The 24,343-nt window shown below is 60.0% G+C and carries 25 protein-coding genes; 15 read left to right on the top strand and 10 right to left on the bottom strand.

All coding sequences use genetic code 11. The annotated features are described in order from the left end of the window. Positions 1-65 precede the first annotated feature (65 nt). From AC1D06_RS24340 to AC1D06_RS24325, 4 genes are all read left to right on the top strand, one after another. A complete protein-coding gene (locus AC1D06_RS24340) occupies positions 66-266 on the top strand; it encodes a hypothetical protein (protein WP_477874480.1) in 201 nt (66 codons plus the stop codon). 28 nt (positions 267-294) lie between these two features. Then, entirely contained in the window at positions 295-429 is a 135-nt protein-coding gene (locus AC1D06_RS24335; protein ID WP_477874478.1) for a hypothetical protein, read from the top strand. Between the two features lie 75 nt (positions 430-504). Continuing rightward, positions 505-2,007 (top strand): AMP nucleosidase, encoded by a 1,503-nt coding sequence (locus tag AC1D06_RS24330; RefSeq protein WP_477874476.1) that lies wholly within the window; start codon positions 505-507, stop codon positions 2,005-2,007. 24 nt (positions 2,008-2,031) lie between these two features. Continuing rightward, complete coding sequence (locus tag AC1D06_RS24325) at positions 2,032-2,778, top strand: class I SAM-dependent methyltransferase (protein WP_477874474.1); 747 nt, start codon at positions 2,032-2,034, stop codon at positions 2,776-2,778. A 33-nt stretch (positions 2,779-2,811) separates the two neighbouring features. Here AC1D06_RS24325 and AC1D06_RS24320 read toward each other — a convergent pair whose 3' ends face one another. The 3 genes from AC1D06_RS24320 to AC1D06_RS24310 all read right to left on the bottom strand — a co-directional run bounded on the left by AC1D06_RS24320 (position 2,812) and on the right by AC1D06_RS24310 (position 6,153). After that, positions 2,812-3,714: a diacylglycerol/lipid kinase family protein gene (locus tag AC1D06_RS24320; RefSeq protein WP_477874472.1), complete on the bottom strand. Its 903-nt coding sequence runs from the start codon at positions 3,712-3,714 to the stop codon at positions 2,812-2,814. A 65-nt stretch (positions 3,715-3,779) separates the two neighbouring features. Further along, positions 3,780-4,961: an MFS transporter gene (locus tag AC1D06_RS24315; RefSeq protein ID WP_477988376.1), complete on the bottom strand. Its 1,182-nt coding sequence runs from the start codon at positions 4,959-4,961 to the stop codon at positions 3,780-3,782. Positions 4,962-5,250: 289 nt separating this feature from the next. Further along, positions 5,251-6,153, bottom strand: a complete 903-nt coding sequence (locus tag AC1D06_RS24310) for a DMT family transporter (RefSeq protein ID WP_477988375.1) — start codon at positions 6,151-6,153, stop codon at positions 5,251-5,253. Positions 6,154-6,285: 132 nt separating this feature from the next. Between AC1D06_RS24310 and AC1D06_RS24305 the strand changes: the two genes are divergently transcribed. Further along, positions 6,286-6,756 (top strand): Lrp/AsnC family transcriptional regulator, encoded by a 471-nt coding sequence (locus AC1D06_RS24305; RefSeq protein WP_477874466.1) that lies wholly within the window; start codon positions 6,286-6,288, stop codon positions 6,754-6,756. A 3-nt stretch (positions 6,757-6,759) separates the two neighbouring features. Here the strand turns inward: AC1D06_RS24305 and AC1D06_RS24300 are convergent, their stop codons facing one another. Beyond that, positions 6,760-7,836, bottom strand: a complete 1,077-nt coding sequence (locus AC1D06_RS24300) for a zinc-binding alcohol dehydrogenase family protein (RefSeq protein ID WP_477988374.1) — start codon at positions 7,834-7,836, stop codon at positions 6,760-6,762. Between the two features lie 102 nt (positions 7,837-7,938). Between AC1D06_RS24300 and AC1D06_RS24295 the strand changes: the two genes are divergently transcribed. Next, positions 7,939-8,337 carry a winged helix-turn-helix transcriptional regulator gene (locus tag AC1D06_RS24295; protein ID WP_477988373.1) on the top strand — a complete coding sequence of 133 codons (399 nt, stop codon included), beginning with the start codon at positions 7,939-7,941 and terminating at the stop codon, positions 8,335-8,337. Between the two features lie 5 nt (positions 8,338-8,342). Here AC1D06_RS24295 and AC1D06_RS24290 read toward each other — a convergent pair whose 3' ends face one another. Together AC1D06_RS24290 and AC1D06_RS24285 are read right to left on the bottom strand one after the other, a co-directional pair. Beyond that, positions 8,343-8,966 carry a L,D-transpeptidase gene (locus AC1D06_RS24290; protein WP_477988372.1) on the bottom strand — a complete coding sequence of 208 codons (624 nt, stop codon included), beginning with the start codon at positions 8,964-8,966 and terminating at the stop codon, positions 8,343-8,345. An 80-nt stretch (positions 8,967-9,046) separates the two neighbouring features. Continuing rightward, positions 9,047-10,162, bottom strand: coding sequence for a low temperature requirement protein A (locus AC1D06_RS24285; RefSeq protein ID WP_477988371.1), 1,116 nt, complete (start codon positions 10,160-10,162; stop codon positions 9,047-9,049). Positions 10,163-10,252: 90 nt separating this feature from the next. Here AC1D06_RS24285 and AC1D06_RS24280 point away from each other — a divergent pair, with 90 nt between their 5' ends. Together AC1D06_RS24280 and AC1D06_RS24275 are read left to right on the top strand one after the other, a co-directional pair. Further along, positions 10,253-10,492: a type II toxin-antitoxin system VapB family antitoxin gene (locus tag AC1D06_RS24280; RefSeq protein WP_477988370.1), complete on the top strand. Its 240-nt coding sequence runs from the start codon at positions 10,253-10,255 to the stop codon at positions 10,490-10,492. Next, positions 10,489-10,863, top strand: a complete 375-nt coding sequence (locus tag AC1D06_RS24275; RefSeq protein WP_477988369.1) for a type II toxin-antitoxin system VapC family toxin — start codon at positions 10,489-10,491, stop codon at positions 10,861-10,863. The genes AC1D06_RS24280 and AC1D06_RS24275 overlap by 4 nt, the downstream gene beginning before the upstream one ends. A 3-nt stretch (positions 10,864-10,866) precedes the next feature. On the opposite strand, the gene AC1D06_RS24270 is transcribed toward AC1D06_RS24275, so the two are convergent. Next, positions 10,867-12,528: an electron transfer flavoprotein-ubiquinone oxidoreductase gene (locus AC1D06_RS24270; RefSeq protein ID WP_477988368.1), complete on the bottom strand. Its 1,662-nt coding sequence runs from the start codon at positions 12,526-12,528 to the stop codon at positions 10,867-10,869. A gap of 242 nt (positions 12,529-12,770) precedes the next feature. Continuing rightward, positions 12,771-13,643, bottom strand: coding sequence for a LysR family transcriptional regulator (locus AC1D06_RS24265; protein WP_477988367.1), 873 nt, complete (start codon positions 13,641-13,643; stop codon positions 12,771-12,773). A 91-nt stretch (positions 13,644-13,734) separates the two neighbouring features. On the opposite strand from AC1D06_RS24265, the gene AC1D06_RS24260 reads away from it, so the two are divergent. The 5 genes from AC1D06_RS24260 (at position 13,735) to AC1D06_RS24240 (ending at position 18,496) form a co-directional block, all read left to right on the top strand. After that, a complete protein-coding gene (locus AC1D06_RS24260; protein WP_477988366.1) occupies positions 13,735-14,724 on the top strand; it encodes a nitrilase family protein in 990 nt (329 codons plus the stop codon). Positions 14,725-14,969: 245 nt separating this feature from the next. Then, positions 14,970-15,173: a hypothetical protein gene (locus AC1D06_RS24255; protein ID WP_477874444.1), complete on the top strand. Its 204-nt coding sequence runs from the start codon at positions 14,970-14,972 to the stop codon at positions 15,171-15,173. A 287-nt stretch (positions 15,174-15,460) separates the two neighbouring features. After that, positions 15,461-16,756 (top strand): Hsp70 family protein, encoded by a 1,296-nt coding sequence (locus AC1D06_RS24250; protein WP_477988364.1) that lies wholly within the window; start codon positions 15,461-15,463, stop codon positions 16,754-16,756. Positions 16,757-16,794: 38 nt separating this feature from the next. Next, positions 16,795-17,526: a hypothetical protein gene (locus AC1D06_RS24245; RefSeq protein WP_477988363.1), complete on the top strand. Its 732-nt coding sequence runs from the start codon at positions 16,795-16,797 to the stop codon at positions 17,524-17,526. A 220-nt stretch (positions 17,527-17,746) separates the two neighbouring features. Further along, positions 17,747-18,496, top strand: coding sequence for a hypothetical protein (locus tag AC1D06_RS24240; RefSeq protein ID WP_477988362.1), 750 nt, complete (start codon positions 17,747-17,749; stop codon positions 18,494-18,496). Here the strand turns inward: AC1D06_RS24240 and AC1D06_RS24235 are convergent. Further along, on the bottom strand, positions 18,493-19,131 hold the full coding sequence (locus AC1D06_RS24235) for a DUF4291 domain-containing protein (protein ID WP_477988361.1): 639 nt from the start codon (positions 19,129-19,131) through the stop codon (positions 18,493-18,495). The two genes, AC1D06_RS24240 and AC1D06_RS24235, sit on opposite strands and share 4 nt — an antisense overlap. 66 nt (positions 19,132-19,197) lie before the next feature. Between AC1D06_RS24235 and AC1D06_RS24230 the strand changes: the two genes are divergently transcribed. Continuing rightward, positions 19,198-20,343, top strand: coding sequence for an MFS transporter (locus AC1D06_RS24230; protein WP_477988360.1), 1,146 nt, complete (start codon positions 19,198-19,200; stop codon positions 20,341-20,343). Here the strand turns inward: AC1D06_RS24230 and AC1D06_RS24225 are convergent. Further along, positions 20,324-21,271 carry a DMT family transporter gene (locus tag AC1D06_RS24225; RefSeq protein ID WP_477988359.1) on the bottom strand — a complete coding sequence of 316 codons (948 nt, stop codon included), beginning with the start codon at positions 21,269-21,271 and terminating at the stop codon, positions 20,324-20,326. The two genes, AC1D06_RS24230 and AC1D06_RS24225, sit on opposite strands and share 20 nt — an antisense overlap. Positions 21,272-21,632: 361 nt before the next feature. Here AC1D06_RS24225 and pepN point away from each other — a divergent pair, with 361 nt between their 5' ends. Beyond that, positions 21,633-24,281 (top strand): aminopeptidase N, encoded by a 2,649-nt coding sequence (gene pepN, locus AC1D06_RS24220; RefSeq protein ID WP_477988358.1) that lies wholly within the window; start codon positions 21,633-21,635, stop codon positions 24,279-24,281. Positions 24,282-24,343: the final 62 nt, after the last annotated feature.

The raw sequence follows: 24,343 nt of genomic DNA, 5'->3' as shown, positions 1-24,343 counted from the left end.
GAACGCCTCATGAATGCACCTCTCAGAAGCAGTTCAGCCAGACGCCAGTATAGAAGTGTTCAAGAATGGCACATGCCAAGGGAACATTGACCGAAATGACCATCATGATGCGGCGCTTCACTATCATCTGCTTGTCGGCAGCATTGTTCGCCGTCGGTCTGCTGACGATCGTCGAACAACACGAGCGGCCGGGCCGGAGCGTTACATTCAGCGCCGATCATCCCTGCCCGCAGCTAGATGGCGGCCAGTGCCGCACGGAACTCTGACATGCATGACGGGACGGAAGAAAAGGCCATGAAGATCATTACGACCATACGACGCCTGGCAGTGGCACTGCCGCTGGTTTCGCTGCCCTTCGTTCCCGCATTCGGCAAAGTCGTGGCCAATCTGGCGATTATGGCTGCGCTGCATTCGGTTGCGATGCAATAACGTTTTTCCGAGAAAAATCGCTGAAATCGGCTTCACGCCGGTTTGATTGTCATGAACAGCTCTTTATAATGGCCCATGGCTAAGCGAATCCTTTCTCATTCCGTCTTCGATATCCACACACCCGAGCCTTTCCAACCGGCTACGTTCACGACCCCGGCCGAAGCGGTTGATACGCTCGAAATGCTCTACGAGCGCAATACTTCCTTCCTGCGCAACGCGTTTGCGGACGTCACCCGCGGGGCGGTACCGCTCGGACGCTACCGCGCCTTCTATCCGGAAGTCCGCATGGCGCCTCTACGATATGACGAGGTCGATACCCGCCTGCCTTATGGTTTCCTCAGCGAGCCAGGCCTTTATTCGACCACGGTCACCCGGCCAAAACTGTTCCGCCACTATCTCAAGCAACAAGTCGGCCAGTTGCTGAAAAACCATAACGTGCCGATAACGGTCACCGAATCGACGACGCCGATCCCACTGCATTTCGCCTTCCAGGAAGGCGCGCATGTCGAAGCGTCTGCGGCCAACACGATCGACGTACCGTTGCGCGATCTCTTCGACACGCCCGATCTCTCCACCACCGACGACGAAATCGCCAATGGCGAATATGAGCCGCCGGCGGGAGCGCCCAGGCCGCTCGCGCCGTTCACGGCGCAGCGCATCGACTATTCGCTGGCGCGGCTGAGCCACTACACCGCCACCAATGCCGAGCATTTCCAGAATTTCGTGCTGTTCACGAACTACCAGTTCTATATCGATGAATTCTGCGCCTGGGCGCGTCAGCAGATGATCGAGGGCGGCAATGGCTACACCGCGTTCGTCGAACCGGGTAACCTCGTCACCAAGGCAGGCGATGCGGAGCCGACCGAGGGCCTTCCGGCCACCCGCCTGCCGCAGATGCCAGCCTATCATCTGAAGAAGAAGGGCCACGGCGGTATCACGGCCGTCAATATCGGCATCGGCCCCTCCAACGCCAAGACGATCACCGACCATATCGCGGTGCTACGTCCGCATGCATGGCTGATGCTCGGCCATTGCGCCGGCCTGCGCAACAGCCAGCGGCTTGGCGACTATGTGCTGGCGCATGCCTATATGCGTGAAGACCATGTGCTCGATGACGACCTGCCGGTCTGGGTGCCGATCCCGGCGCTCGCCGAAGTGCAGCAGGCGCTGCAGGATTCCGTGGCCGAGATCACCGGTTATGAAGGCTGGGAATTGAAGCGCATCATGCGCACCGGCACGGTCGCCACGATCGACAACCGCAACTGGGAACTGCGCGACCAGAGCGGCCCTGTGAAACGCCTGTCGCAGGCGCGCGCCATTGCGCTCGACATGGAATCGGCGACGATCGCCGCCAATGGCTTCCGCTTCCGCGTGCCCTATGGCACCCTGCTCTGCGTCTCGGATAAGCCGCTGCATGGCGAATTGAAGCTGCCGGGCATGGCGACGGCTTTCTACAAGAGCCAGGTGGCTCAGCATCTCAGGATCGGTATCCGGGCGCTGGAAAAGCTCTCGGACATGCCGTCGGAAAAGCTGCATTCGCGCAAGCTCAGAAGCTTCTTCGAGACGGCCTTCCAGTAATATCGGCAGCAGGCTCGAACGACCATGACCGACGACGATCCGCTTTACCGGGACCCGAGCCTGGTCGAATTCTATGACATCGAGAACGGCGTCTGGGACGATTTCAGCTTCTGCGTCGAGATAGCCGGAGGTGCAACGTCCGTGCTCGATCTTGGCTGCGGTACCGGGCAACTCGCGGCCATGCTGGCAGGCGGACGGCATGTCGTTGGTGTCGACCCTGCCGGCGCCATGCTTGATGTCGCGCGCAGCCGTGCAGACGGTGAAAAAGTGCGTTGGGTCGAGGCAGCAGCCCAGGACGTGCGGCTGGGAGAAACCTTCGACCTCGTGCTGCTGACCGGCCATGCATTCCAGGTGTTTCTCACCGACGATGACGCGCTCAAGGTGCTGAAGACCATAGCCGCGCATCTGGCGCCGGGCGGTCGCTTTGTCTTCGATACGCGCAACCCGGCCTACCGGGCCTGGGAGACTTGGACGCCAGAGGCGTCGGAGCGGATGGTGACGCATCCGGCCTATGGCGAAGTCAGAGCCTGGAATGATGTTGAGTACGATCCGGCGACTGCGATCGCGACCTATCAGACATTCTATGAAATCGCGTCAATCGGAAAGACACTCTCCGCTTCATCGCAGATACGGTTCATAGAGAAGGACAAACTTGCGGAGTTGCTGCACGAGGCAGGGCTGCAAGTGGAGCGGTGGCTGGGCAATTGGCATGGAGCGCCATGGCAGATGGCCTCAAAAGAGATTATTCCTGTCGGCGGTCTCTCGGCGTGAGCTTGTGACCGCCAGGGTGGACCGAAGCGTCCGTCAAGCGTCCCGCGGCATGATCACTTTCAATTCGCCCGGATGCAGCTTGATTGACACCTTCCTGCCAAGTGGCACAAGTTCGCCGTCGAGCACATAGTTTGCCGCCCGATAGACGCGCGGGAAATGCAGGTCGACTGCCTTGGCCTTCATCTCGGTGACCGTAGCATTTTCCCTGAGTTTTCCGCGCAGAATGTCGATGGCGAGTTTGGTCGCGGTCGCTGGCCGTAGCGGTTCGGCAATGTAGATGCCGAGATGGCCGCTCGTGAGATCGTCGGAAAACATCAGGCCGTTCTGGCCGAACGGATTATTCGACACCGAGACAGCCGATGTCATCCGCTGTTCCCGGTGGCCGTCAACGTCGAATTCGATCTCGAATTGCGGCGGGTTCATCATCACGCCGACCGCGGCTCTGATATTGGCAGCGATCTTGCCGAAACGGGAATTGTAGGTCAGCGCATTGCGATAGCGCACCAGGCGCGCGTGCATGCCGACTGAGAACTGGTGGACGAAGGCGCGGCCATCGGCGCTGCCGATATCGCAATTGCGAATCTCGCCCCTGGCAAGGACATCCAGCACGGACCAGATGTCGAGCGGCAGTCTCAGCGATCGGGCGAAGAGGTTCATGGTACCAGCAGGGATGACGCCGAGCGGCATGCCGTTGCGCCAGGCAATGCCCGCCGCCGCCGAAATCGTGCCATCGCCGCCACCGGCGATGATTGCGCCGATATCGTCGCGGCGGGCGGTGCGCTCGAGCACCTCGCGCATGTCCTTGCCAGTGCAGACGATGATCTCCAATTCATCGCCGGCATCGGCGAACACCTGCCTTGCCCTGTCGGCATAGGCTTGCATATCCGTCGTCCGGAAGGTCCCGCCTTCCCGATTCAAGACAGCAATCATCTTCATGCAGAGTTCCCCAGTTGCCTGACCAACAACGTTCGCCAGGCAATTGGGGTTTCAAATGCCGATCATCAAGTGGCCGGAAGCGCCATCCGGCTGCCGCGCCGATCGAGATAAAGCGAACCAGCGAAAACGCAGAGGCCGAGAATCGAAAGTGCTGCGCCGACATAACCGGTCGCCGCATAGCCAAAGCCGTAGGCGATCACCAAGCCACCGAGCCATGCGCCGATGGCATTGGCGATGTTGAAGGCAGCATGCATGGAGGCGGCGGCGATCGTCTGCGCATCGGCGGCGACGTCCATCAGCCGCGTCTGCACCGCGGGGCCGGCGGCGAAACCGCAGCCGATCAGGAAGACGGTCAGGCAGAGCATATAGGGATTGGAGGCGGTCAGCGCGAAGAGCGCCATGACCACCGCATTGATGGCGATGACGCCGCCAATCGTGCCCATCAGCGATATGTCAGCCATTTTTGAGCCGACGATATTGCCGACATTCATGCCGACGCCGAACAGCGCCAGGATCAGCGCGATCGTCGTCACCGGCAGATGCGCCACGTCGGTGGTGATCGAGGCGATATAGCTGAAGATCGCGAACATGCCGCCGAAGCCGCCCGCGGCGATGCCGAGCGTCAGCCAGATCTGCGGCCGCTTGAGAGCGCCGAGTTCGCGGGCGACACTGGCCCCCTCCTCGACTTCGTCCTTCGGCAGGTAAACCCAGATGAGCGCCACGGTCAGCGCGCCGATGCCGCCGACGAAGAGGAAGGCCGCGCGCCAATTGAGCAACTGGCTGAAGAAGGCGGTGATCGGCGTTCCGGCGAGCGTGGCGATCGTCAGACCCAGCATCACCCAGCCGACAGCGCGCGCCCGCATGTGGAACGGCACCATCGAGGCGCCGACCAGCGAGGCGACGCCGAAATAGGCGCCGTGCGGCAGGCCGGTGAGGAAGCGCAGCAGGAAAAACGAGCCGAAATTCGGTGCGATAGCGCTCAGCGTATTGCCGATGAAGAACCAGGCCATCAGCGACAGAAGCAGATTGCGGCGGGAAAGCCGTGCCGCCAGCATGGCGATAACAGGCGCACCGATGACCACGCCCAGCGCATAGGCGCTGATCACCCAGCCGGCCTGCGGCTCGCTGACATCGAAAGTCTTTGCCACGTCCGGCAGGAAGCCCATAATGGCGAATTCGCCGGTGCCGATACCGAAACCGCCGCAAGCGAGCGCGACGATCACCAGGAAAACCTGGAATTTGGTCAAGGGCGCCGGATCTTGGACGGCGGGGGACGACTCGGAGAGCGTGCAGTCGGTCACGGACAGGGGCTTTCGAAAACGGGCAGGCACATCCTGGCCGATGCCGGACGCACCTTCATGATGATGATGGAAAGCCGTTCGCCGGATGCTTGGGAGGATGGGTACGGCTCAAATGATTTATAACCTTATTATCAGTGGTCCGTAAAGCAATTTGTGCGCCGCACACTAAAATCTACGCAATGTTAAGAAACGTTTACAGAAGGATGGCGCCTGGGTGGGCGCCATCCTTCGTGGTTCAGCGACGAGAAAACAGGCCGGTTGAAAGCAGGACACCGATGCAGGTGAGCGCCGCGGCGATATAGAGCGAAGTGCCTGCCTGTTCGCCGAGGATGGCCGCGCCGCCGAATACGGCGAGCACAGGGGTCAAAGCCGTGAAGGCAGCGGCCTGAATACCGCCGAGCGATTTGACGGCGACGCCATAGGTGAAGGTCGCTACAAGGCCGGAGAGCACGCCCTGGCTCACAAGCTGCAGGCCGCTTTCCGAAAGCGACACATGGCTGAAGTCGACGCCATGGATTGCGGCCAGCGCGACATGGATGACCAGCGACCAGAAGGCGATGACGGCGCTGGCATGCAGCGGTGCAAGGCCGGACTGTCGGAAGGCATGAGTATAGGCACCCCATAGCGATGCGCCCGCCAGGATCATCAGCACGCCGTTCCAATCCACGCCACCAGTGAAAACGTGTGGTAGCAAGAGCGCCAGCGAACCACAGAAAATCGCTGCCAGCCCGAGATAGCGCGTCGCGTCGAGTCGGCTGCGGAAGACGAAGATGCCGATCAGCGCCGTCGCAAACGGCATGGCGCCGCCGAGCAGCACGCCGGAAAAGCCGGCCTGGGAAGAATGAATGCCGCTGGCGGTGACCTGGAAGAACAAGGCACCCGAGCCCAACACCATGACCGCCAGCAGCGGCAACGGCACGCCCTTCGGCAGGATGCCATGTTTCAGCCAGACAGGGGCAAGTGCTATTGCCGGAATGCCGAAGCGGCAGAGGCCGAGTTCGATGGTCCCAAGATGGATATTGGCAGAATGCCGCGTCACCACCAGCCAGGATGCCCAGATGGCGACCGTGATGCCGGCCGCCACGTAGCCAAGAGCGGTTTTGCTACGAATGCTTTCCGATGAAACGATGGTTGCCATGGTGGTCGCCTTTCCTCTTTGGAACTGAAGAAAGAATAGGCCAGAGAGCCGAGGCATGTCCTTGCGCATTATGCTTGTGAATTGGCCCATAGCGCAATATCATGCCAATATGAAGCGACAGGATTTGCAAACATGCCAAAACTGGATGAATTCGATTTTGCCATCCTCGAAGCCTTGCAGGACGATGGCCGGGCGACGAATGTCGACATTGCCGAGCGCGTGCATCTCTCGCCCTCGCCCTGCTTGCGGCGCATCCGCAACCTCGAACAGGCCGGTGTGATCCGCGGCTATCGCGCCGATATCGACCGCAAGGAGGTTGGGTTGGGGTTGACGGTGTTCGTCGAGATCAAGGTCGACAGGCATTCCAAGGAGAATGCCCAGGAACATCAGCGGGCGCTGCTTGCCATTCCGGAAGTGGTGTCCTGCTTCCTGATCTCCGGCCAGGCGGATTTCCTGGCCGAAGTCGTGGTCGCCGATCTGCCGGCCTATGAGAAGCTGCTGCTCGATACATTGCTGGCACTGCCCGGCGTCGCGGATATCCGCTCGAATTTCGCCATCCGTGCGGTGAAGACGGCGGGGCCGCTGAAATTGCCGCGAGGGTGAGCCTCAAAACCCTTCGAGAACGATCTTGCCCTTGGTCTTGCTCGTTTCGACCTGCGCATGCGCCCGCTTGAGGTTCGCGRCATTGATCGTGCCGAAACTCTCGCCCAGCGTGGTCTTGACCTTGCCCGCATCAACGAGGTCGGCGACGACATTTAAAAGCTTGTGCTGCTCGATCATATCCGGCGTGCCGTAGAGTGGCCGCGTGAACATCAGTTCCCAATGCACCGACACTGCCTTGCGCTTGAAGATATTGGCGTCGAGCACCTTTGGATCGTCGATCAGGCCGAAGCGCCCCTGCGGCGCGATAAGCTCGGCGATTGCCTGCAGGTGTTCGCCGGAATGGGTGGTCGAGAAGATGAAACTAGGTGCGCCGATGCCGAGTGCGGCGACCTGCTCCGGAAGCGATTTCGAATGGTCGACGATATGATGGGCACCGAGCGACTTTATCCAATCAAATGTCTCGGGTCGCGACGCAGTGGCGATGACCGTGAGATCCGTCAACGCGCGGACGAGCTGCACCGCGATCGAACCGACACCGCCGGCGGCGCCGATGATGACGATGGCATTGGCTGCTCCCGGCACTCTTGCTGATATGTGGAACTGATCCATCAGCATCCTATAAATCGCATCCTTCGGCGCAGGCACAAGCGCAGTGATCCGCAGCCGGTCGAACAGCATTTCGAACGCCGTGATCGCCGTCAGCGGCAGTGCAGCAGCTTCGGCGAAACCAAGACTTTTCGGCTTGTGTCCGACGATACGCTCGTCGACGAGATGGAATTCGGCATTGGTGCCGGGACGGTTGATAACGCCCGCATAATAGACCTCGTCGCCCGGCCTGAAGAGGCTGACGTCCGGCCCGACCTCGCGTACGATGCCGGCAGCGTCGTAGCCGAGCTGCACATATTGTCCGGGTTCCGGCTTGCGGCTCGCGCGAACCTTCGTGTCGACCGGGTTGACCGAGACCGCCTTGACCTCGACGAGGATGTCGTGGCCTGCAGCGGTCGGCTTCGGCAGGTCGACATCGATCAGCGAGGTCTCAACGGAAATGGGTTGCGGGTTCTCATAGACAACGGCGCGCATCAGGTCTCTCCTTGGGCGATTGCGTGAGAGCTATGTGGCGGATAGGATCGAAAGCCGCAAGAATGCACAAATTCTGTATATAGTACCAAAAAGGATACTGTCATGTCCCGCCCGCGTGCCAAGCTTGTCGAGAATTTCCCCGGCTGCCCGGTGGAGGCGACACTGACTTTCCTCGACGGCAAATGGAAKGGTGTGATCCTCTTCCACCTTCTGTCCGGTACGTTGCGCTTCAACGAATTGCGCCGCAAGGCGCCGGCGGTAACGCAGCGCATGCTGACCAAGCAACTCAGGGAATTGGAGGAGGCCGGGCTGATTTCGCGCACCGTCCATCCGGTCGTGCCGCCGCATGTCGACTATGCGCTGACTCCGGTCGGCCGCAGCCTGGAGCCGGTGATCAAGGCATTGCATGACTGGGGTCGTGCACATGTTTTCTGCGCTGAAGGTGAGCAGCAGGTGCGGCTGCCGGGCAGCAAGATCATCGACAGTGCGAAGGCAGCCTGATCGGCTCAGCTTGCCTGGATCACCACGACATGCGTTCCCACGGGCACGCGATTGTAGAGATCGACGACATCATGGTTGAGCATGCGGATGCAGCCGCTGGACATGGCCAGCCCGATCGATTCAGGCTGGTTGGTACCGTGGATGCGGAAATGGATGTCGTTGCCATGGCGATAGAGATAGAGCGCCCGGGCTCCAAGCGGGTTGGTGAGGCCACCGGGCAGGCCGCCGGCGAGCTTGCGATAACGCTCCTCGCGGTGCTGCATGTTGAGCGTGGGCGTCCAGCTCGGCCATTCGGCCTTGCGGCCGATATAGGCGTCGCCGCTGAGCGCCATGCCCTCGCGGCCGACGCCGACGCCATAGCGGATTGCCTTACCATCGCCTTCGACCAAGTATAGCCGCCGCGCCGGGGTGTCGACCACGATCGTGCCGGCAGGGTAGGCCGTGGCGTAGTCGACCTCCGTGCGGCGGAGCTCGGGCTTGATCTTTTCGAGCGGCATGGCCGGCATCGGATGTTCCTCATCCGGGCGGGCAGCATAGTTGGCGCGCTGGGCAGACTGATCGGTGGCGCAGCCTGCGAGAAGTGCGGTAGCACCGAGACCAAAGATAAGGCCGCGCCGCGAAATCGTCATCGAAAGGATCCTTAACATTCGGTTTATGCTGCCGAAATTAAGGATTTATGGTTAATGCCGGGTTAAGCGGGCTGGCGAAATCATGGGTTCAACCGACCTTCATTGCGCCGCTCGGCAGTTGCCTCCAAGGCTGGGATCACCACGAGGATGACGACGACCAGGGCGATCAGCCAGGCTTCTCGCAGCCCCGGATCCAGCCAGGCGAGCAAAGCCAGCAGAGCCGCAGCGGCCATCCGGATGCCGACCGGCCTGACACCCAGCACCTGCCGAAAAATGGCATGGCCTGCGAGGTAGACCGCGCTGCCCAGTAGCAGAAGCAGGTCCTGACGATGCTGGCCAGTGACACCCGCCGCCGAGCGTAGCCCGGCCGCGACCATGACCAGGCCGGCAATCATGACGAGATGGCAGGCGGTGTAGCCGAACATGGCGATCCGGGTGCGCAGACGATTGTCGGAATGCACCATGATATGCTCGGCGCGCGCATCGTCGACGTCGAAATAAGTCCACCAGAGGCCGGCAATCAGCATGACGCTGAGCGCAAGATTGATGATCATCCTGGCATCGATCGTCTGCCCCTGCAGGCCGCTGCCGATGGCGATCACGGTCTCGCCGAGCACGATGATCAGAAGCAGGCCGTGCCGTTCGACGAAATGGCTGGCATTGAGCGAAAACCCCTCGCCCGTGTTGCGGATGGAGAGATAGGTGTAGATCACCGCCGGCCCCAAGAGCAGGACCCAGGACCACGACGTATCGATGCGGCCGGCGACGATGACGAAAATACACGCTGCAAGATTGAACGGCACAATGGCGAACATCGCCCGCGCCGCTTCGGCACCACCCCGCCAGGCGAAGGCGACGAAATGCAGAACCACGACGAAGAGATAGGCCAGGCCGAAGGCGACCCGCGCTTCGCCATTGCTGGCGGGCACGGCAAGCGCCATGACCAGGAACCCCACCATTGCCGCCGCCAGCACCAGCCGCATCGATTTCGGCGTATGTGCATGATTGGTGAGCCAGATATAGCCGCCATACATCCACCAGATCAGCATCAGCACCGCAAAGGCATGCAGGAGGTCGACTGCACTTTGCGCCCGCTCGACCAGGCGGGTGATCTGGGTGATGACGAAGACGAAGACCAGGTCGAAGAAGAGTTCGATCGTCTGGGCACGGAATTCGGGGGAGGCTTCATGCGGCATGAGCGAATCCGGAATCGGCAGGTTTGGTGCAGGAGAACAGGTTTTCACGGCAGGTGTCCAGTCGTGGGGGCGCATTGAAAATAACATCAAATGATGCTATTTTTGATGCCAAGGAGATTTGAAATGCGAACGACTGTAACCATCGATGATGAGTTGCTTGAAAAAGCACGTAAATATACAGGGCTCGTGGAAACGCCGACTTTGATCAGGGTAGCACTGGAGGCGCTTGTCCAACGGGAAGCCGCCAGGCGCCTAGCCCAGCTTGGGGGTAGCGAGCCTGATCTTAAAGCTCCACCCAGACGACGTTTTGCTCCAGTGGATCCGGAATGATCCTTGTCGACACTTCCATTTGGGTCGATCATTTCCGGTCAGGCGATGATGATCTGCAAGCCTTGCTTGATGCAGAAAATGTCATCATCCATCCATTCGTTATCGGTGAATTGTCGCTTGGACATATTCACAGATACGACAACGTCATGGAAACGCTAACGGATCTGCCAGCGATAAGCGTGGCGGACGATCCCGAAGTCCGCCTCATGATCCGTGGCAAGAACCTGTTCGGCATAGGTGTCGGCTATGTAGACGCTCATCTGCTGGCGTCCGTCTTTCTTTCCCCGGCACACAAACTCTGGACACGCGACAAAAGACTTCACGCAGCGGCGCAATCGCTCGGCGTCGCGATGCCTGCCTATCTCCACTAATAATCACATATTCGGATAGACCGGCCCCTCACCGCCCTGCGGCGGCACCCAGTTGATGTTCTGGTTGGGGTCCTTGATGTCGCAGGTCTTGCAATGGACGCAGTTCTGCGAATTGATCACGTAGACCTGCTGGCCGTCCTTCTCCACCCATTCATAGACGCCGGCCGGACAGTAGCGGCTCGAAGGGCCACCATAAACGCCGAGTTCGGAGGATTTCTGCAGGCCCATATCCTTGACCTGTAAGTGGACAGGCTCATTTTCCTCATGGTTGGTGTTCGACAGGAACACCGAGGACAGCCGGTCGAAGGTCAGGACACCATCGGGCTTCGGATAGACGATCTTATTGTGGTTCGCAGCCGGCTCCAGTGCTTGCGCGTCGGTCTTGCCATGCTTCAGCGTGCCGAAGAAGGAGAAGCCGAACAGCTGGTTGGTCCACATGTCCAGGCCGCCGAGGCCGATGCCGACCAGAGTGCCGAATTTCGACCACAGCGGCTTGACGTTGCGGACGCGCTTCAGATCCTTGCCGATGTCAGTCTTGCGCCATTCGTTTTCGATCTCGACCGGCTCGTCATTGGCGCGACCCGCCTCGATTGCCGCAGCAATCTTGTCGGCCGCCAGCATGCCGGAGAGCACCGCATTGTGGCTGCCCTTGATGCGCGGCACGTTGACGAAGCCGGCGGAACAGCCGATCAGCGCGCCGCCCGGGAAGGAGACCTTCGGCACCGATTGATAGCCGCCCTCTGTGATGGCGCGAGCGCCATAGACCAGCCGCTTACCGCCCTCGAACGTGCCGCGGATCGCCGGATGCGTCTTGAAGCGCTGGAACTCTTCGAACGGGTAGAGCCAGGGATTCTTGTAATTGAGGTGCATGACGAAGCCGACGGCAACGAGATTGTCCTCGAGATGATAGAGGAAGGAACCGCCGCCGGTGCGCATGTCGAGCGGCCAGCCGAAAGAATGCTGCACCAGGCCAGGCTTGTGGTTCTCCGGCTTGACCTGCCAGAGCTCCTTGATGCCGATGCCGAATTTCTGCACGTCACGGCCTTCGGAGAGCTTGTATTTGGCGATCAGCTGCTTGGCCAGCGAACCACGGACGCCCTCGCCGATCAGCACGTATTTGCCGAGCAGTTCCATGCCGCGGGCGAAATTCGGGCCGGGTTCACCGTTCTTCTCGATGCCCATGTCACCGGTGGCGACACCCTTGACGGCGCCGACTTCGTTGAACAGCAATTCAGTGGCGGCAAAGCCGGGATAGATTTCGACGCCGAGCTCTTCGGCCTTGGTGGCGAGCCAGCGACAGACATTGCCGAGCGAGACGATGTAATTGCCGTGATTGCTCATCAGCGGCGGCATCATGAAATTCGGCAGGCGGATCGAACCGGCCGGGCCGAGGAAGAGGAAATGGTCGTCGGTCACCGGCGTCTTGAAGGGATGGCCTTCCTCTTCGCGCCAGCCGGGCAACAGGCGGTCGATGCCGATCGGGTCTACAACAGCGCCGGAGAGGATATGGGCGCCGACTTCAGCGCCCTTTTCGAGCACGACCACGGAGAGTTCGGGATTGACCTGTTTCAGCCGGATGGCGGCCGACAATCCGGCCGGACCCGCACCGACGATCACCACGTCGAATTCCATGCTTTCGCGCTCGGGAAGGTCCATTTCGCTCATCGTCACACCTTGTTGTCGTTGTCACACGGCAGACCTGCCGCGCGCCCCACCTCTTTTCCATCGGGTCTTTTGTCAAATCCGCCTGGAATTGTCGAGCCGGGATGCGGCGTTTTCATGTGGTTTTGAGGCTAAGTCGTCGTGGCCACGTCGGCCGACAGGTCAAGTGCGGGGGCTGCGGAAACAGACGCCCGCCACCCCGGGGTCTTGGTACCGACAACCAAGCGGAAATAATATCCGCATGATTATGCTCGCGAACGCGATACATAATCGACAAAACGGCTCAACAGAGCGTTCGTGCTCCTCTTGAGCCAGCAAAGTCCGACAGGCCAAGCCGATTCCGGGCCTGAAAGAGGCTCCTGGCGCGTGCGGCCCGCCAATGCGTTGACGCCGTGCCAGGGTAAAAATGCTGCCCCCAGCCCGGCGGCAACAACGGCATGAACCGTCAGGATATCGTCGGCATACTGGATGATGCGCGGCTTGAAATCGTTCGTGGAACACCAGCGGCTGATCTGCGCGTCCAATCCCGGGCCACGCAGCGGCGAAAGCGCGACAAAGCCGAGATCGTTCAGCGCCGTCAGCCGATTTTGGCACGGCATTTTCATATCGTGCGGAAGCACCAATGCCAGCCGCTCTTCGAGGACAGGTGTGAACGACAATTCGCCGACCTTTTCCGGCGCCCGACAAAAGCCGACGTCAAGCCGGCCATCGAGCAGTCGCTGATGCTGTTCCCGTGACGGCAGGTCATTGAGCGTTATCTGGCTGTCCGGCGTCGTCGTGTGGAAGCCGGCAATCAACTGCGGTGCCACGACGAGCGTCGATATGCCGAATCCTATATCGAGCGACCCGGCCAGGCCGGCAATCGCGCGCTGCATCTTGATGTCGATGTCATCACCGAGGCGCAGGAGAGCGCGCGCTTCCTGCTGCAGCAGTTCGCCCAAAGGTGTGAGCTTCGCGCCATGTCGACCGCGTTCGAACAACGGGCCACCAACGGCTGATTCCAGCGCCTGTATCTGCTTGGACAACGTCGACTGGGTGACGAACAGCTTTGCCGATGCCTTGCCATAATGGCCGGTATCGATCAGTTGGATGAAGGAGCGGAGTAGCTTCAGTTCCATTCGATTATCGAATAATTTCTGTCGAAAATGCCATTTTACGAAACGATACCCTTATGGTCAAATCGCTCCGGATCGATCAGGAGCAATCGCCATGGCATTCAAAGTCTCTTCCGTGCAATTTCAGCATCGGGCTAACGACAAGGCCTATAATCTCTCGCGCATCGTCCATTTCACGCAGGAGGCCATCGAGGCGGGCAGCCATCTCGTGGTCTTTCCTGAGATGTGCATCTGCGGCTACTGGCACGTTCCGAAGCTCGAGGGCGCGGATCTGCAGGCGCTGGCCGAACCGCTCTCCGGCCCCTCAGTGTCTTTCGTTGCAGCCCTGGCGCGGGAAAAAGGCATTGCGATCGGCGTCGGCCTGTTGGAGCGCGGCGAAAATCAGGCGCTGTACAATAGCTATGCGGTCTGCATGCCCGACGGACAGATTCACTGCCATCGCAAACTGCATGCCTGGGAGCATCGCCTGATTTCCAGCGGCGACAGGTTTACGGTTTTCGATACGCCCTGGGGTATCCGGGCGGGTATCCTGATCTGCTGGGACAATAATCTCGTCGAAAATGCACGTGCAACGGCCCTGCTCGGCGCGGAAATTCTGATCGCACCGCATCAGGCGGGCGGCGGCCATTCCGCCAGCCCGCATGGCCTGAAGAGAATACCGGTCGAGAAATGGCTGAACCGCCATGACAATCCTGACGCCATCGAAGCCGAATTCCGAGGTCCGAATGGCCGGGAATGGTTCATGCGCTGGCTGCCGTCGCGCGCGCATGACAACGGCATGTTCCTGGTCTTCAGCAACGGGGTCGGCCTGGACGAGGACGAGGTTCGCACCGGCAATGCGATGATTTTGGACCCCTATGGCCGGATCATCGTCGAGACTTGGCAGGCTGCCGACGCAATGGTGAGTGCAGAACTCGATCTTGGCCTGCTCGATAAATGCACGGGCCAGCGCTGGATACGCGGCCGTCGCCCGGAACTCTACGGCTGTCTGACTGAACCCAATCCCGGCGGCCTTTCGCCGATGGACGCGCATTTTTCCGAAGCTCCGACCCGTTCCAGCTCCCAGGTCGACCCGTCGCCATGAGCACAGTTCGGCGGGAAGGCTTTATGCTCATGATGTCCGCCCTCGCGGAAACCGTCAGCGACCGCATCTAGCCTGGAACGAGCAGCCATTGAAGTCCCTCTGCAATAAGCATTGCGTCAACGGGTTCAACTCTTTCGTAGCATCGGGCACAGAAGTGGAACGTCGCGGAAATGTGAGCGGTCCGCCGATTGAATTCAAGGACGCAAGGCTTATGACTAGCCGCATCGATATTGGAGGACGACGTCGTGCGGGCAATCGGGATCATTCTCATCATTATTGGCCTACTGGCCTTCCTGATGGGCCTCGTCTGGATAGGCCAGGGCTCGGGTGTCTTCCCCTATCCGGCGTCAAGCCCGATGATCAACCAATCGCCATGGATTTGGCGCGGCGCCTTGCTGGCGGTCGCCGGCATCGTCGTTTTCCTGATCGGCCGGCGCGTCAGGCGCTGACATTTCCATGCCTCCTTCCCTGCGTCCTGATACCAAAGGACAGATAGGGTTAAAGCCGGAGCGTTCAGACCGACAGCGGCGATGAGGCGTTGCCATTCGCCTCTTCCTGTGGCATGAGGCGCGCCTTGCTTGCTGCGACGCAGCATTGATCACACACATCGCCGAAGCGCGCCGCGATTTCCAGATTCGCGACCGATGCTTTGGCTACTTGCTTTTGCGCATGTCCCTGCCCCGAAACCGGCAACCACGTTCGGGGGATATGCTCCAGTCACAAACGGAGACTTGCCATGGCCAGCGCTCTCGGCCTCGATTTCGGCACGACCAATACCGTGCTCGCCGTCCGCGGCGGCGACGGCACCCACTCGATCGGATTTGAAAGCGCCGCCGGCCATTCCGACAGCATGCGCACCTGTCTCTCCTTCATGAAAGATGGCCGCCTTGGCGCCTCGAAGCTGGATGTCGAAGCAGGTGCCGCGGCGATCCAGCAGTTCATCGACAATCCCGGCGATTGCCGCTTTCTGCAATCGATCAAGACATTCGCGGCGAGCGCGCTGTTCCAGGGCACGCTTGTCTTTGCCAAGCGTTTTGCCTTCGAAGACCTGATGGAGACGTTTCTCCGCCGGCTGTCGAGCTATGCCGGGTCGGACTGGGGCAAGGATTTTCATCGCATCGTCGTCGGCCGGCCGGTGAAATTCGCAGGCGCCAGCCCGGACGAGGCGCTGGCGCTCGATCGCTATAACAAGGCTCTGTCGCGCTTCGGTTTTCCGCAAGTGCATTTCGTCTATGAGCCGGTGGCGGCGGCCTTTTATTTCGCCGAACAGCTCAAACGCGACGCGACCGTGCTGGTCGCCGATTTCGGCGGCGGCACGACGGACTATTCGATCATCCGTTTCGAATGGCAGGGCGGCAAGTTGAGCGCCGTGCCGGTCGGCCATTCCGGTGTGGGCGTGGCGGGCGACCAGTTCGACTATCGCATCATCGACAACCTGGTGTCGCCGCAGATCGGCAAAGGCAGCCATTTCAAGAGCTTTGACAAAATCCTCGAAGTGCCGTCGAATTACTATGCCAATTTCGGCCGCTGGAACCAGCTGTCGATCTTCAAGACGCTGAGGGATTTCCAGGAGTTGAAGGGACTGGTTCGGACTGCGCTCGAACCGGAAAAACTCGAAACCTTCATCGATCTCGTCGAGCATGACGAAGGCTATCCGCTGTACCAGGCGGTCTCGGCGGCGAAGATGCGGCTATCGCTGGCCGAAGAGACCGAGTTCTATTTCGCGCCGCTCGGCGAAAGGAGCCGGCGAACGCTGCGGCGGGCGGATTTCGAGACCTGGATTGCCGATGATCTCAGGGCGATGGAAGGTGCGCTCGACGACGTACTGGAAAAAACCGGTCTCGCTGCAACAGCAATCGACAAGGTGTTCCTGACCGGCGGCACGTCCTTCGTGCCGGCGGTGCGGCGGATTTTCGAGAACCGGTTCGATGCAAGCAAGATCGAGAGCGGCGGCGAATTGCTGTCGATTGCGCATGGCCTGGCGCTGATCGGAGAACGCGAGGATGAGACGCAGTGGACAATGCATCAATAAACGCCTAGGTGGAAACCATCGGCTCGGAAGGGGGGCTCATGGTTTCGAAAGGTGTGGGTGTTGCCCGCGAAAATTGGTTGCTTTTTACCTCTATAGTCCTTGCGTCTGGTGTATTTTTAAACCTCCCACAACTCATGGGCGCAATGCTGGCATTTTTCTTTATGCCGGTATTGATGACTCAGCTTGCAGTTAAAGCATATGAAGCCGCTCTCTACGGCAACCAATTGGGCGCGCGGCCGAATGTCGACGGGTTCACGCTTGCGATGAAGGCGGCCTCGCTGATCGTTACTGCACTTTTTTTGAGGGGGTTCGCAACAGCCAGCCTGCTGATCGGATACAATGGCACCATTTCGAATTCAGAAATTGACCCTCTCGGCGACGCAATTTTTAGTCTCAGCCTTTGCTACATCCTCAGCTATTTGGGAACTTGGCTGCCAGCCGCGGTCCATCAGGTCAACCCCCGCTTTCTCGCGGCCGCGGTACGCGGCAACAAGACATTTCTGCCTGTTTTCATTCGTCTCGTTTTCTACACTTTGATCTGGCGGTGCGTGTTATTCGCGTTGCCTTATGGGCTATTGGCGCTTGGCCGGCACTGGCAAATGGACCGCTGGGATCAATTCGTGGTCGACTACCTTTTCTACGTTGTGGAAGCGGCCTTGAGTGCCTTTTTGATGATCGTTTACGCCTTCGTTCTGACGAAATACTATCTGCAAGCGGAGGGCATTGGCACCGTTGCCCTTCCCGTGGTTCCTGTTGCGGTCCAGGACTAATGGCCTTGGCGCTGATAGGAAGGATGTGCTCTATCCGTACAGCATCTCGGACGGAGCTGCGCCGGGCGCTGCGACCTTCATGAGTTGCCCGATTGTCGCCACCAGTTCCGTTTCGTAGCACGCAACGAAAAGAGGGGCGGATGTTGTCGTAGGCGGACACAGTGGACAACTGCTGAGACCGAAGGTACTTAATATCTCGCCCTTTTTGGGAGACCATGCGTTGCTTTCCAAAACAGTATCCATCATCGCCGCGAATTGGTGGGTCTATTTATTCTTTGTGGTGATTTTGCTGGTGCTTAGCGCTCTCAGTGACGCTGGCGTGATCGGATCCGGTAACAACGCGGGCACCGGGATATTATGGCTGTTCTTTGCCCGTTATGTGCATCGCACAGCATTGTTCGGCGCAAAATTCACCGATCGCGATGCTGCTAAAACCTACGATCGCGGTTTTGTCGGTTTCGTGCTAAAGGGACTTGCGCTGACATTCGTACCGATGATTTTTGCGATCCCGATCCTGATCTGGACTCGATCCGGCTCGCAGAATGGCCCAATGCCTTCAGATTACGACGTTGTGCGGTACGCCTGTGTCTTTGTTACGCTCTTCATACTTTCTCTAAGCATCGCCGGAACTTGGATGCCGGCTTCAATATATCGCCAAAATACGAGCTTGCAGGCGGCGGTGAAGCGAGGCTTACGATATTTCTTCCGTATCCTCGCCTGGGTAGCGCCATCTATTCTGGCGCCATGTTTGGCGATAGTCTCGAGCATCATTCTGGCCTTCGCGCTGCACTCCGATCTCGCAGTGATCGAAAGCGGCGCACTCTCTCCGGTCAACCTGGCGATCATTGCGGCCAATTTCCTGGTTCAGTCGCTTGCCATGACGCTCGTGTCAGTGGTCCTGTGCCACTACTATCTGAAAGGAGAAGGTGTTGACGCGGGCGTTTTTCAGCCGACGCCCGCATCGGCCTAAACTGAAGCATTCTCCGAGTGGATTTTTATGGTGTCGCCGATTCTTGCCGCGTACGGAGCCTCTTCGGGAAGCAAATCCCGCGCCTCGTCCAACCGCCCAGCCTTGACCATTTCACCCATTCTCATCGCAAGTTCCGTAACATCCGTGATCTTCCTGATCCATTCATTCACATAAAGCTGCACCGCCGCAGGGCTGAGACCGATCTGAAGCGTGCGATGCTGCAGCGGCCGGTGCAGGAGATCGCGCTCCGGGTCCCATTGGATCACCACTTGCGAGGCATCCTTGCGTGCACGCCACTCCTCATGTGTCATATGTTCCGGGCAATGGCTGAGCACGGCATGGTCGAGTGCCCATTGGAAGCCATCGCGGGTGATGTCGATGGCGAGGATGCGGTTCTGGCCTGGATCTTTCTGCGCCCAGCCGGAGCGATACATCATCCAGAGGAAGGACGGTTTTATCCAGGTCATCCGGTTCATGCTGAACGGCGGCGAGATGAATGTGCCGTTGGCGAGCGCGGTGTCGGCGATGTCGTCCCTGTAGGCCTGGTAGACCCTGATCGTCTCGTCGTTGAAATGTGCCCGGATCTGGTAGGTGGGAATAGTCTGCTTGTCGCAATTTGATCTGTCATTCGTCATATCCGGATTATAGAACGGCGGCGCCAATCAGGTAAAGATAGGGTGCTTCGCAAAAGGAAAGTGCCCGTGATCGAGAGCCTGCGCGCCGTCTCCGCCTTGTTGCTGTCGATCTTCATCGTCATGACGGGTTTCGGTGTCGCCAGCTATGTCGTGCAGTTGCGCGCCATGGCCGAAGGCTGGACGGCCTATGACCTGTCGCTGATCGGCGCCGTCTATTCACTGGGCTATACGCTCTCGTCCTTCATCACGCCGAAATTCATCCGCCGCACCGGCCATGTGCGGGTGTTTGCCGCCTATATCGCGCTGATGTCGATCTCGGTGCTGCTCTGTGCGCTGGTGACCAACCCCTATGCCTGGATGTTCTTCCGCGGCCTGTTCGGCTTCGGCATTGCCGGCGGCTACATGATCATGGAGAGCTGGATCAACGAGAAGTCGGAAAACGAATATCGCGGCTTCATGTTCTCGGTCTACATGTTCGTGGCAATGACCGGCTCGATCGCCGGCCCCTATATCGCTGCCTGGGGTGACGCAATGACGGCGAGCCTGTTCATCATCGCTTCGATCCTGCTCTGCATCGGCATCTTTCCGATCTCGCTTTCGGCCGCATCGTCGCCGTCGCTGCCAACGGAAGTGGGCTTCGATCTGACGGGACTGTGGCGGCGTTCGCCGGTCGCCTTTGTCGGCACCTTCCTTGCCGGCATCATCGCGGCGGCCTGGCTGAATTTCTCGGTCGTCTACGCCCGGATGGCGGGCCTCTCCGAAACCGGAGGCGCCAATATCATTGCCGCCGTGACGCTCGGCTCGATGGCGGCGCAGTTTCCGCTTGGGCGGCTCTCCGATTTCATCGACCGGCGGCTGGTCATGGTGCTCTCAGCCGTGATCGGCGTTGCTGCCACGCTCTGGATGGCGACGCTCGACGGACACCACGAATTCACGCTCTATGTCGCGGGCTTCTTCGCAGGCGCTGTGATCTATCCGATCTATGCGATCAATGTGGCGCATGCCAACGACATGGCAAGCCCAGGTGAATATGTGCGGATTTCGAGCGGCATCACGGTCCTCTACGGGCTCGGTGTCATCGTCGGTCCGCTGCTCGCCGGCCCGGCAATTTCCATGGCCGGCGCCCGCGGCCTGCCGCTGCTGCTGGCGGCCGGGTTCGTGTTTTATGGCGGCTATGCGGGCTGGCGCATCCTCAAGCGTCCGGTGCGATAGGACTCACAATCCCGGTTGCTGCCAGCAATTCTCTGCGCCGCTGGTGCTCACGATGGATGATGTAAATGCCCGAGCCGATGACGATTGCGGTGCCGAGGATCAGTGTCTCATCCGGCAGTTCGTTGAACAGCAGATAGCCGGAAATCGTGCCCCAGATAATCGAGGTATATTCGAACGGCGCCACGGCGGAGACGTCCGCGTAGCGATAGCTCTCCGTCAGCAAGATCTGCCCGACGCCGCCGAAGAAGCCCGCGGCAATCAACAGCCCGGCTGAGGCCAGACTCATCCCGACCCAGCCGAACGGTAACGTCAGCAACGAAAAGCAACTCGATGACAGCGAGAAATAAAGTACGATGATCGGCGTGTTCTCGGTCCGCACCAGTTGCCGCACATGCACCATGGCGATCGCTGAAAGTGCCGCTCCGGCTAGCACAGCAAGCGCACCGAGCGAGCCTCCCAGCCCGAGCGTGCCGCTTCGGATCGCATGGAGCCGCGGCCAGAGGATGATCACCACGCCGATAAAGCCGATCGCGACCGCCGTCCAGCGATAGCGCCGCACCACTTCGCTGAGCAGCAGCCAGCCGGCCACGACGGCAAACAGCGGCTGGGCATAACCGATGGCAATATATTCCGGCAGCGGCAGGTGGACGATGCCGAAGAAGCCAAGCGCCATCGAACTGACGCCGATGAAGCCGCGGTAGAAATGGCCGATGGGATTGGCGGTGCGGAACGAACCGTTCAGCCGGCCGCTCAGCGCCAGCCAGCCGATGATCGGAAACATGGCAAAGAACGAACGGAAGAAAGTGATCTGCCCCGTCGCCAGCCCCTCGCCGCCGAGCTTGATCAGCGACGACATGCAGACGAACAGCACGATCGAGCAGACCTTCATGGCAATGCCACGCAGGGGGTTGGCGATCGTCTTATCCATCAGGGCATCCGCGTAGGCAAAGCATGGGGAATCCAGTGTAACTTAGAGGCTTTGGCGTGTTGGGGCCAGCGAAAGATGCAATCCTCGATGCTGAATTCACCGCTTCCCGGCAACCGCCCAAAACCCGCAAAATCGAGGCTGAGCCTATTGTATTTCACACTCCGCCAGCCCATCGTTGCTGATTGTTACGCGAAATCGCGTTTGACGTGCTGAATTGGAACAGTTTAAACAAATATTCAGTGGACGGTGGATATGTTGCCGCCGGAAATTGGCGTTGTTTCGGCTTCGAAAGAGACGCGGAATGGCGCGGGGAGAAATCGTCTAACTCAGAAAATTGGCATTTGCCAATTCAGGAAGCGCCATGGAAGCCAACGCCGGCCAGATCATCCATCTGGCAGACTATCGCCCGACCGATTTCATCCTGGAGCGGGTGGATCTCACCTTCGAGCTCGACCCCAGGCAGACGCTCGTCATCCAGCGCTCGCTCATGCATCGCCGCGACGGCGCGGCCGCGGACGCGCCGCTGATCCTCGATGGCGACGAACTGACGCTCAAAGCCGTGGCGATCGATGGCATTGCGATCGACGAAAGCCAATATGTGGTGGATGCCAGGCAACTCGTCATCCACAACCTGCCGACCGGCGTCACCTTCGAAGTGACCGTCGAAACCATTCTCGATCCCGAAGCCAACACCAAGCTGATGGGCCTCTATCGCACCAACGGCACCTATTGCACCCAGTGCGAGGCGGAAGGCTTTCGCCGCATCACCTATTTCATGGACCGTCCGGATGTGCTGGGCGTCTATACGATCACCATCATCGCCGATGGCACCGCCAATCCGGTCATGCTGTCGAACGGCAATTTCCTCGGCGGCGGCGACTATGGCGATGGCCGGCGCTTCGCCGTCTGGTTCGATCCGCATCCCAAGCCGAGCTATCTGTTCGCGCTGGTGGCCGGGGATCTCGGCGTGGTCGAAGACACGTTCACGACGATGAACGACCGCGAGGTCAAGCTGCGCATCTATGTCGAACACGGCAAGGAGCCGCGCGCGGCCTATGCCATGGATGCGCTCAAGCGTTCGTTGAAGTGGGACGAAGAAGCCTTCGGCCGCGAATATGATCTCGACATCTTCATGATTGTCGCCGTCTCCGACTTCAATATGGGGGCGATGGAGAACAAGGGGCTCAACGTCTTCAACGACAAGTACATCCTTGCCGACCCCGAAATCGCGACCGACCAGGATTATGCCAATATCGAAGCGATCGTCGCGCATGAATATTTCCACAACTGGACAGGCAATCGCATCACCTGCCGCGACTGGTTCCAGCTCTGCCTGAAGGAAGGCCTGACGGTCTTCCGCGACCACGAATTCTCCGCCGACCAGCGCTCGCGTCCGGTCAAGCGCATAGCCGAGGTGCGGCATCTGAAATCCGAGCAGTTTGCCGAGGACGCCGGGCCGCTGGCCCATCCCGTGCGGCCGCAGGTCTATCGCGAGATCAACAATTTCTACACCACGACCGTCTACGAAAAGGGCTCCGAAGTCACCCGGATGATCGCTACCCTGCTGGGCCGGCCGACATTCCGCAAGGGCATGGACCTCTATTTCGACCGGCATGACGGCCAAGCCGTGACGATCGAAGATTTCGTCAAATGCTTTGAGGATGTCAGTGGCCGCGACCTCAGCCAGTTCTCGCTCTGGTACAACCAGTCGGGCACGCCGCTGGTGTCGGTCTCTGCCGCCTATGACGCCGCCGAAAAGAGCCTGAAACTGTCGCTGGAGCAGATGATCCCGCCGACGCCGGGTCAGCCGACCAAGCAGCCGATGCACATCCCGCTCGCCATGGGCCTGCTGCTCGACAACGGCAACGAGGCGGTTCCCACAGCGGTTGCCGGCGGCGAGTTCGCCGAGGGCGTGCTGCATCTCACCGAGCGCAGCCAGACCTTCACCTTCGAAGGCATTGCCTCGCGGCCGGTGCTGTCACTAAACCGCAGCTTTTCGTCGCCGATCAACCTGCATTTCGATCAATCGCCGGAAGATATCGTCCATATCGCCCGGCATGACGGCGACCTGTTTTCGCGCTGGCAGGCGATCAATCTGCTGGCGATGCGCGACCTGCTGGCGGCGGTGAAATCGATCGAGGCTGGCGGCCAGGCTGAGGCGAGCGCGCAGCTTATCTCGATCCTCTCCGCCACCGCCGTCAATGACGCGCTGGAGCCCGCCTTCCGAGCGCAGGCGCTGGCTCTGCCTTCCGAGGCCGATATTGCCCGCGAGATCGGCAGCGACATCAATACCGATACGGTGCATGCGGCGCGTGACGGCATCTTGCGTTCGGTCGCCGGCGCCATCGCCGAACCGCTCGCCGGTCTCCATGCTTCGCTGAAGAGCGAGGGCGCGTTCAATCCGGACTCGGCCAGTGCCGGCCGGCGGGCGCTGCGCAATGCGGCGCTGACCTGGCTGTCCTACAGCGATAGGGGGCCGGAGCGCGCTACCCAGTTGTTCGAGTCTGCCGACAACATGACGGAACTGGCGCATGCGCTGCTGGTGCTGGCGCATCGTTTCCCCGACAGCGACGCTGCAGTCGGCGCGATCGATGGCTTCGAGGCGCGCTTCCGCAGCAATCCGCTGGTGCTCGACAAGTGGTTCACGATCCAGGCAACCGTACCGGCTGCGGCAACGCTCGGCCGTGTGCAGACGCTGATGTCGAGCCCACATTTCGCGCCCAACAATCCGAACCGCTTGCGCTCGCTGATCGGTGCTTTCGCCATGTCGAACCCGACCGGTTTCAACCGCGCCGACGGCGCCGGCTATCAGTTCCTGGCCGAGCAGATCGTCGCCATCGACAAGCGCAATCCGCAGGTCGCAGCGCGCATCCTGACATCGATGCGCTCGTGGCACTCGCTGGAACCGGTACGCGCCGGCCATGCCAAGGCCGCGCTGATGACGATCGAACGTTCGGCGCCGCTGTCGACGGATGTGCGGGATTTGATCGATCGGATGCTGAAGGCATAGCGCGTGAGGGCTCCCGACCAGTCGGTGCCCTTTCGCCCGCAATCCTGCCGCTTCCGGAGAGG

It is taken from the genome of Rhizobium sp. P2_G2 (assembly GCF_056403555.1).
This window is presented reverse-complemented; position numbering and strand designations above follow the sequence as displayed.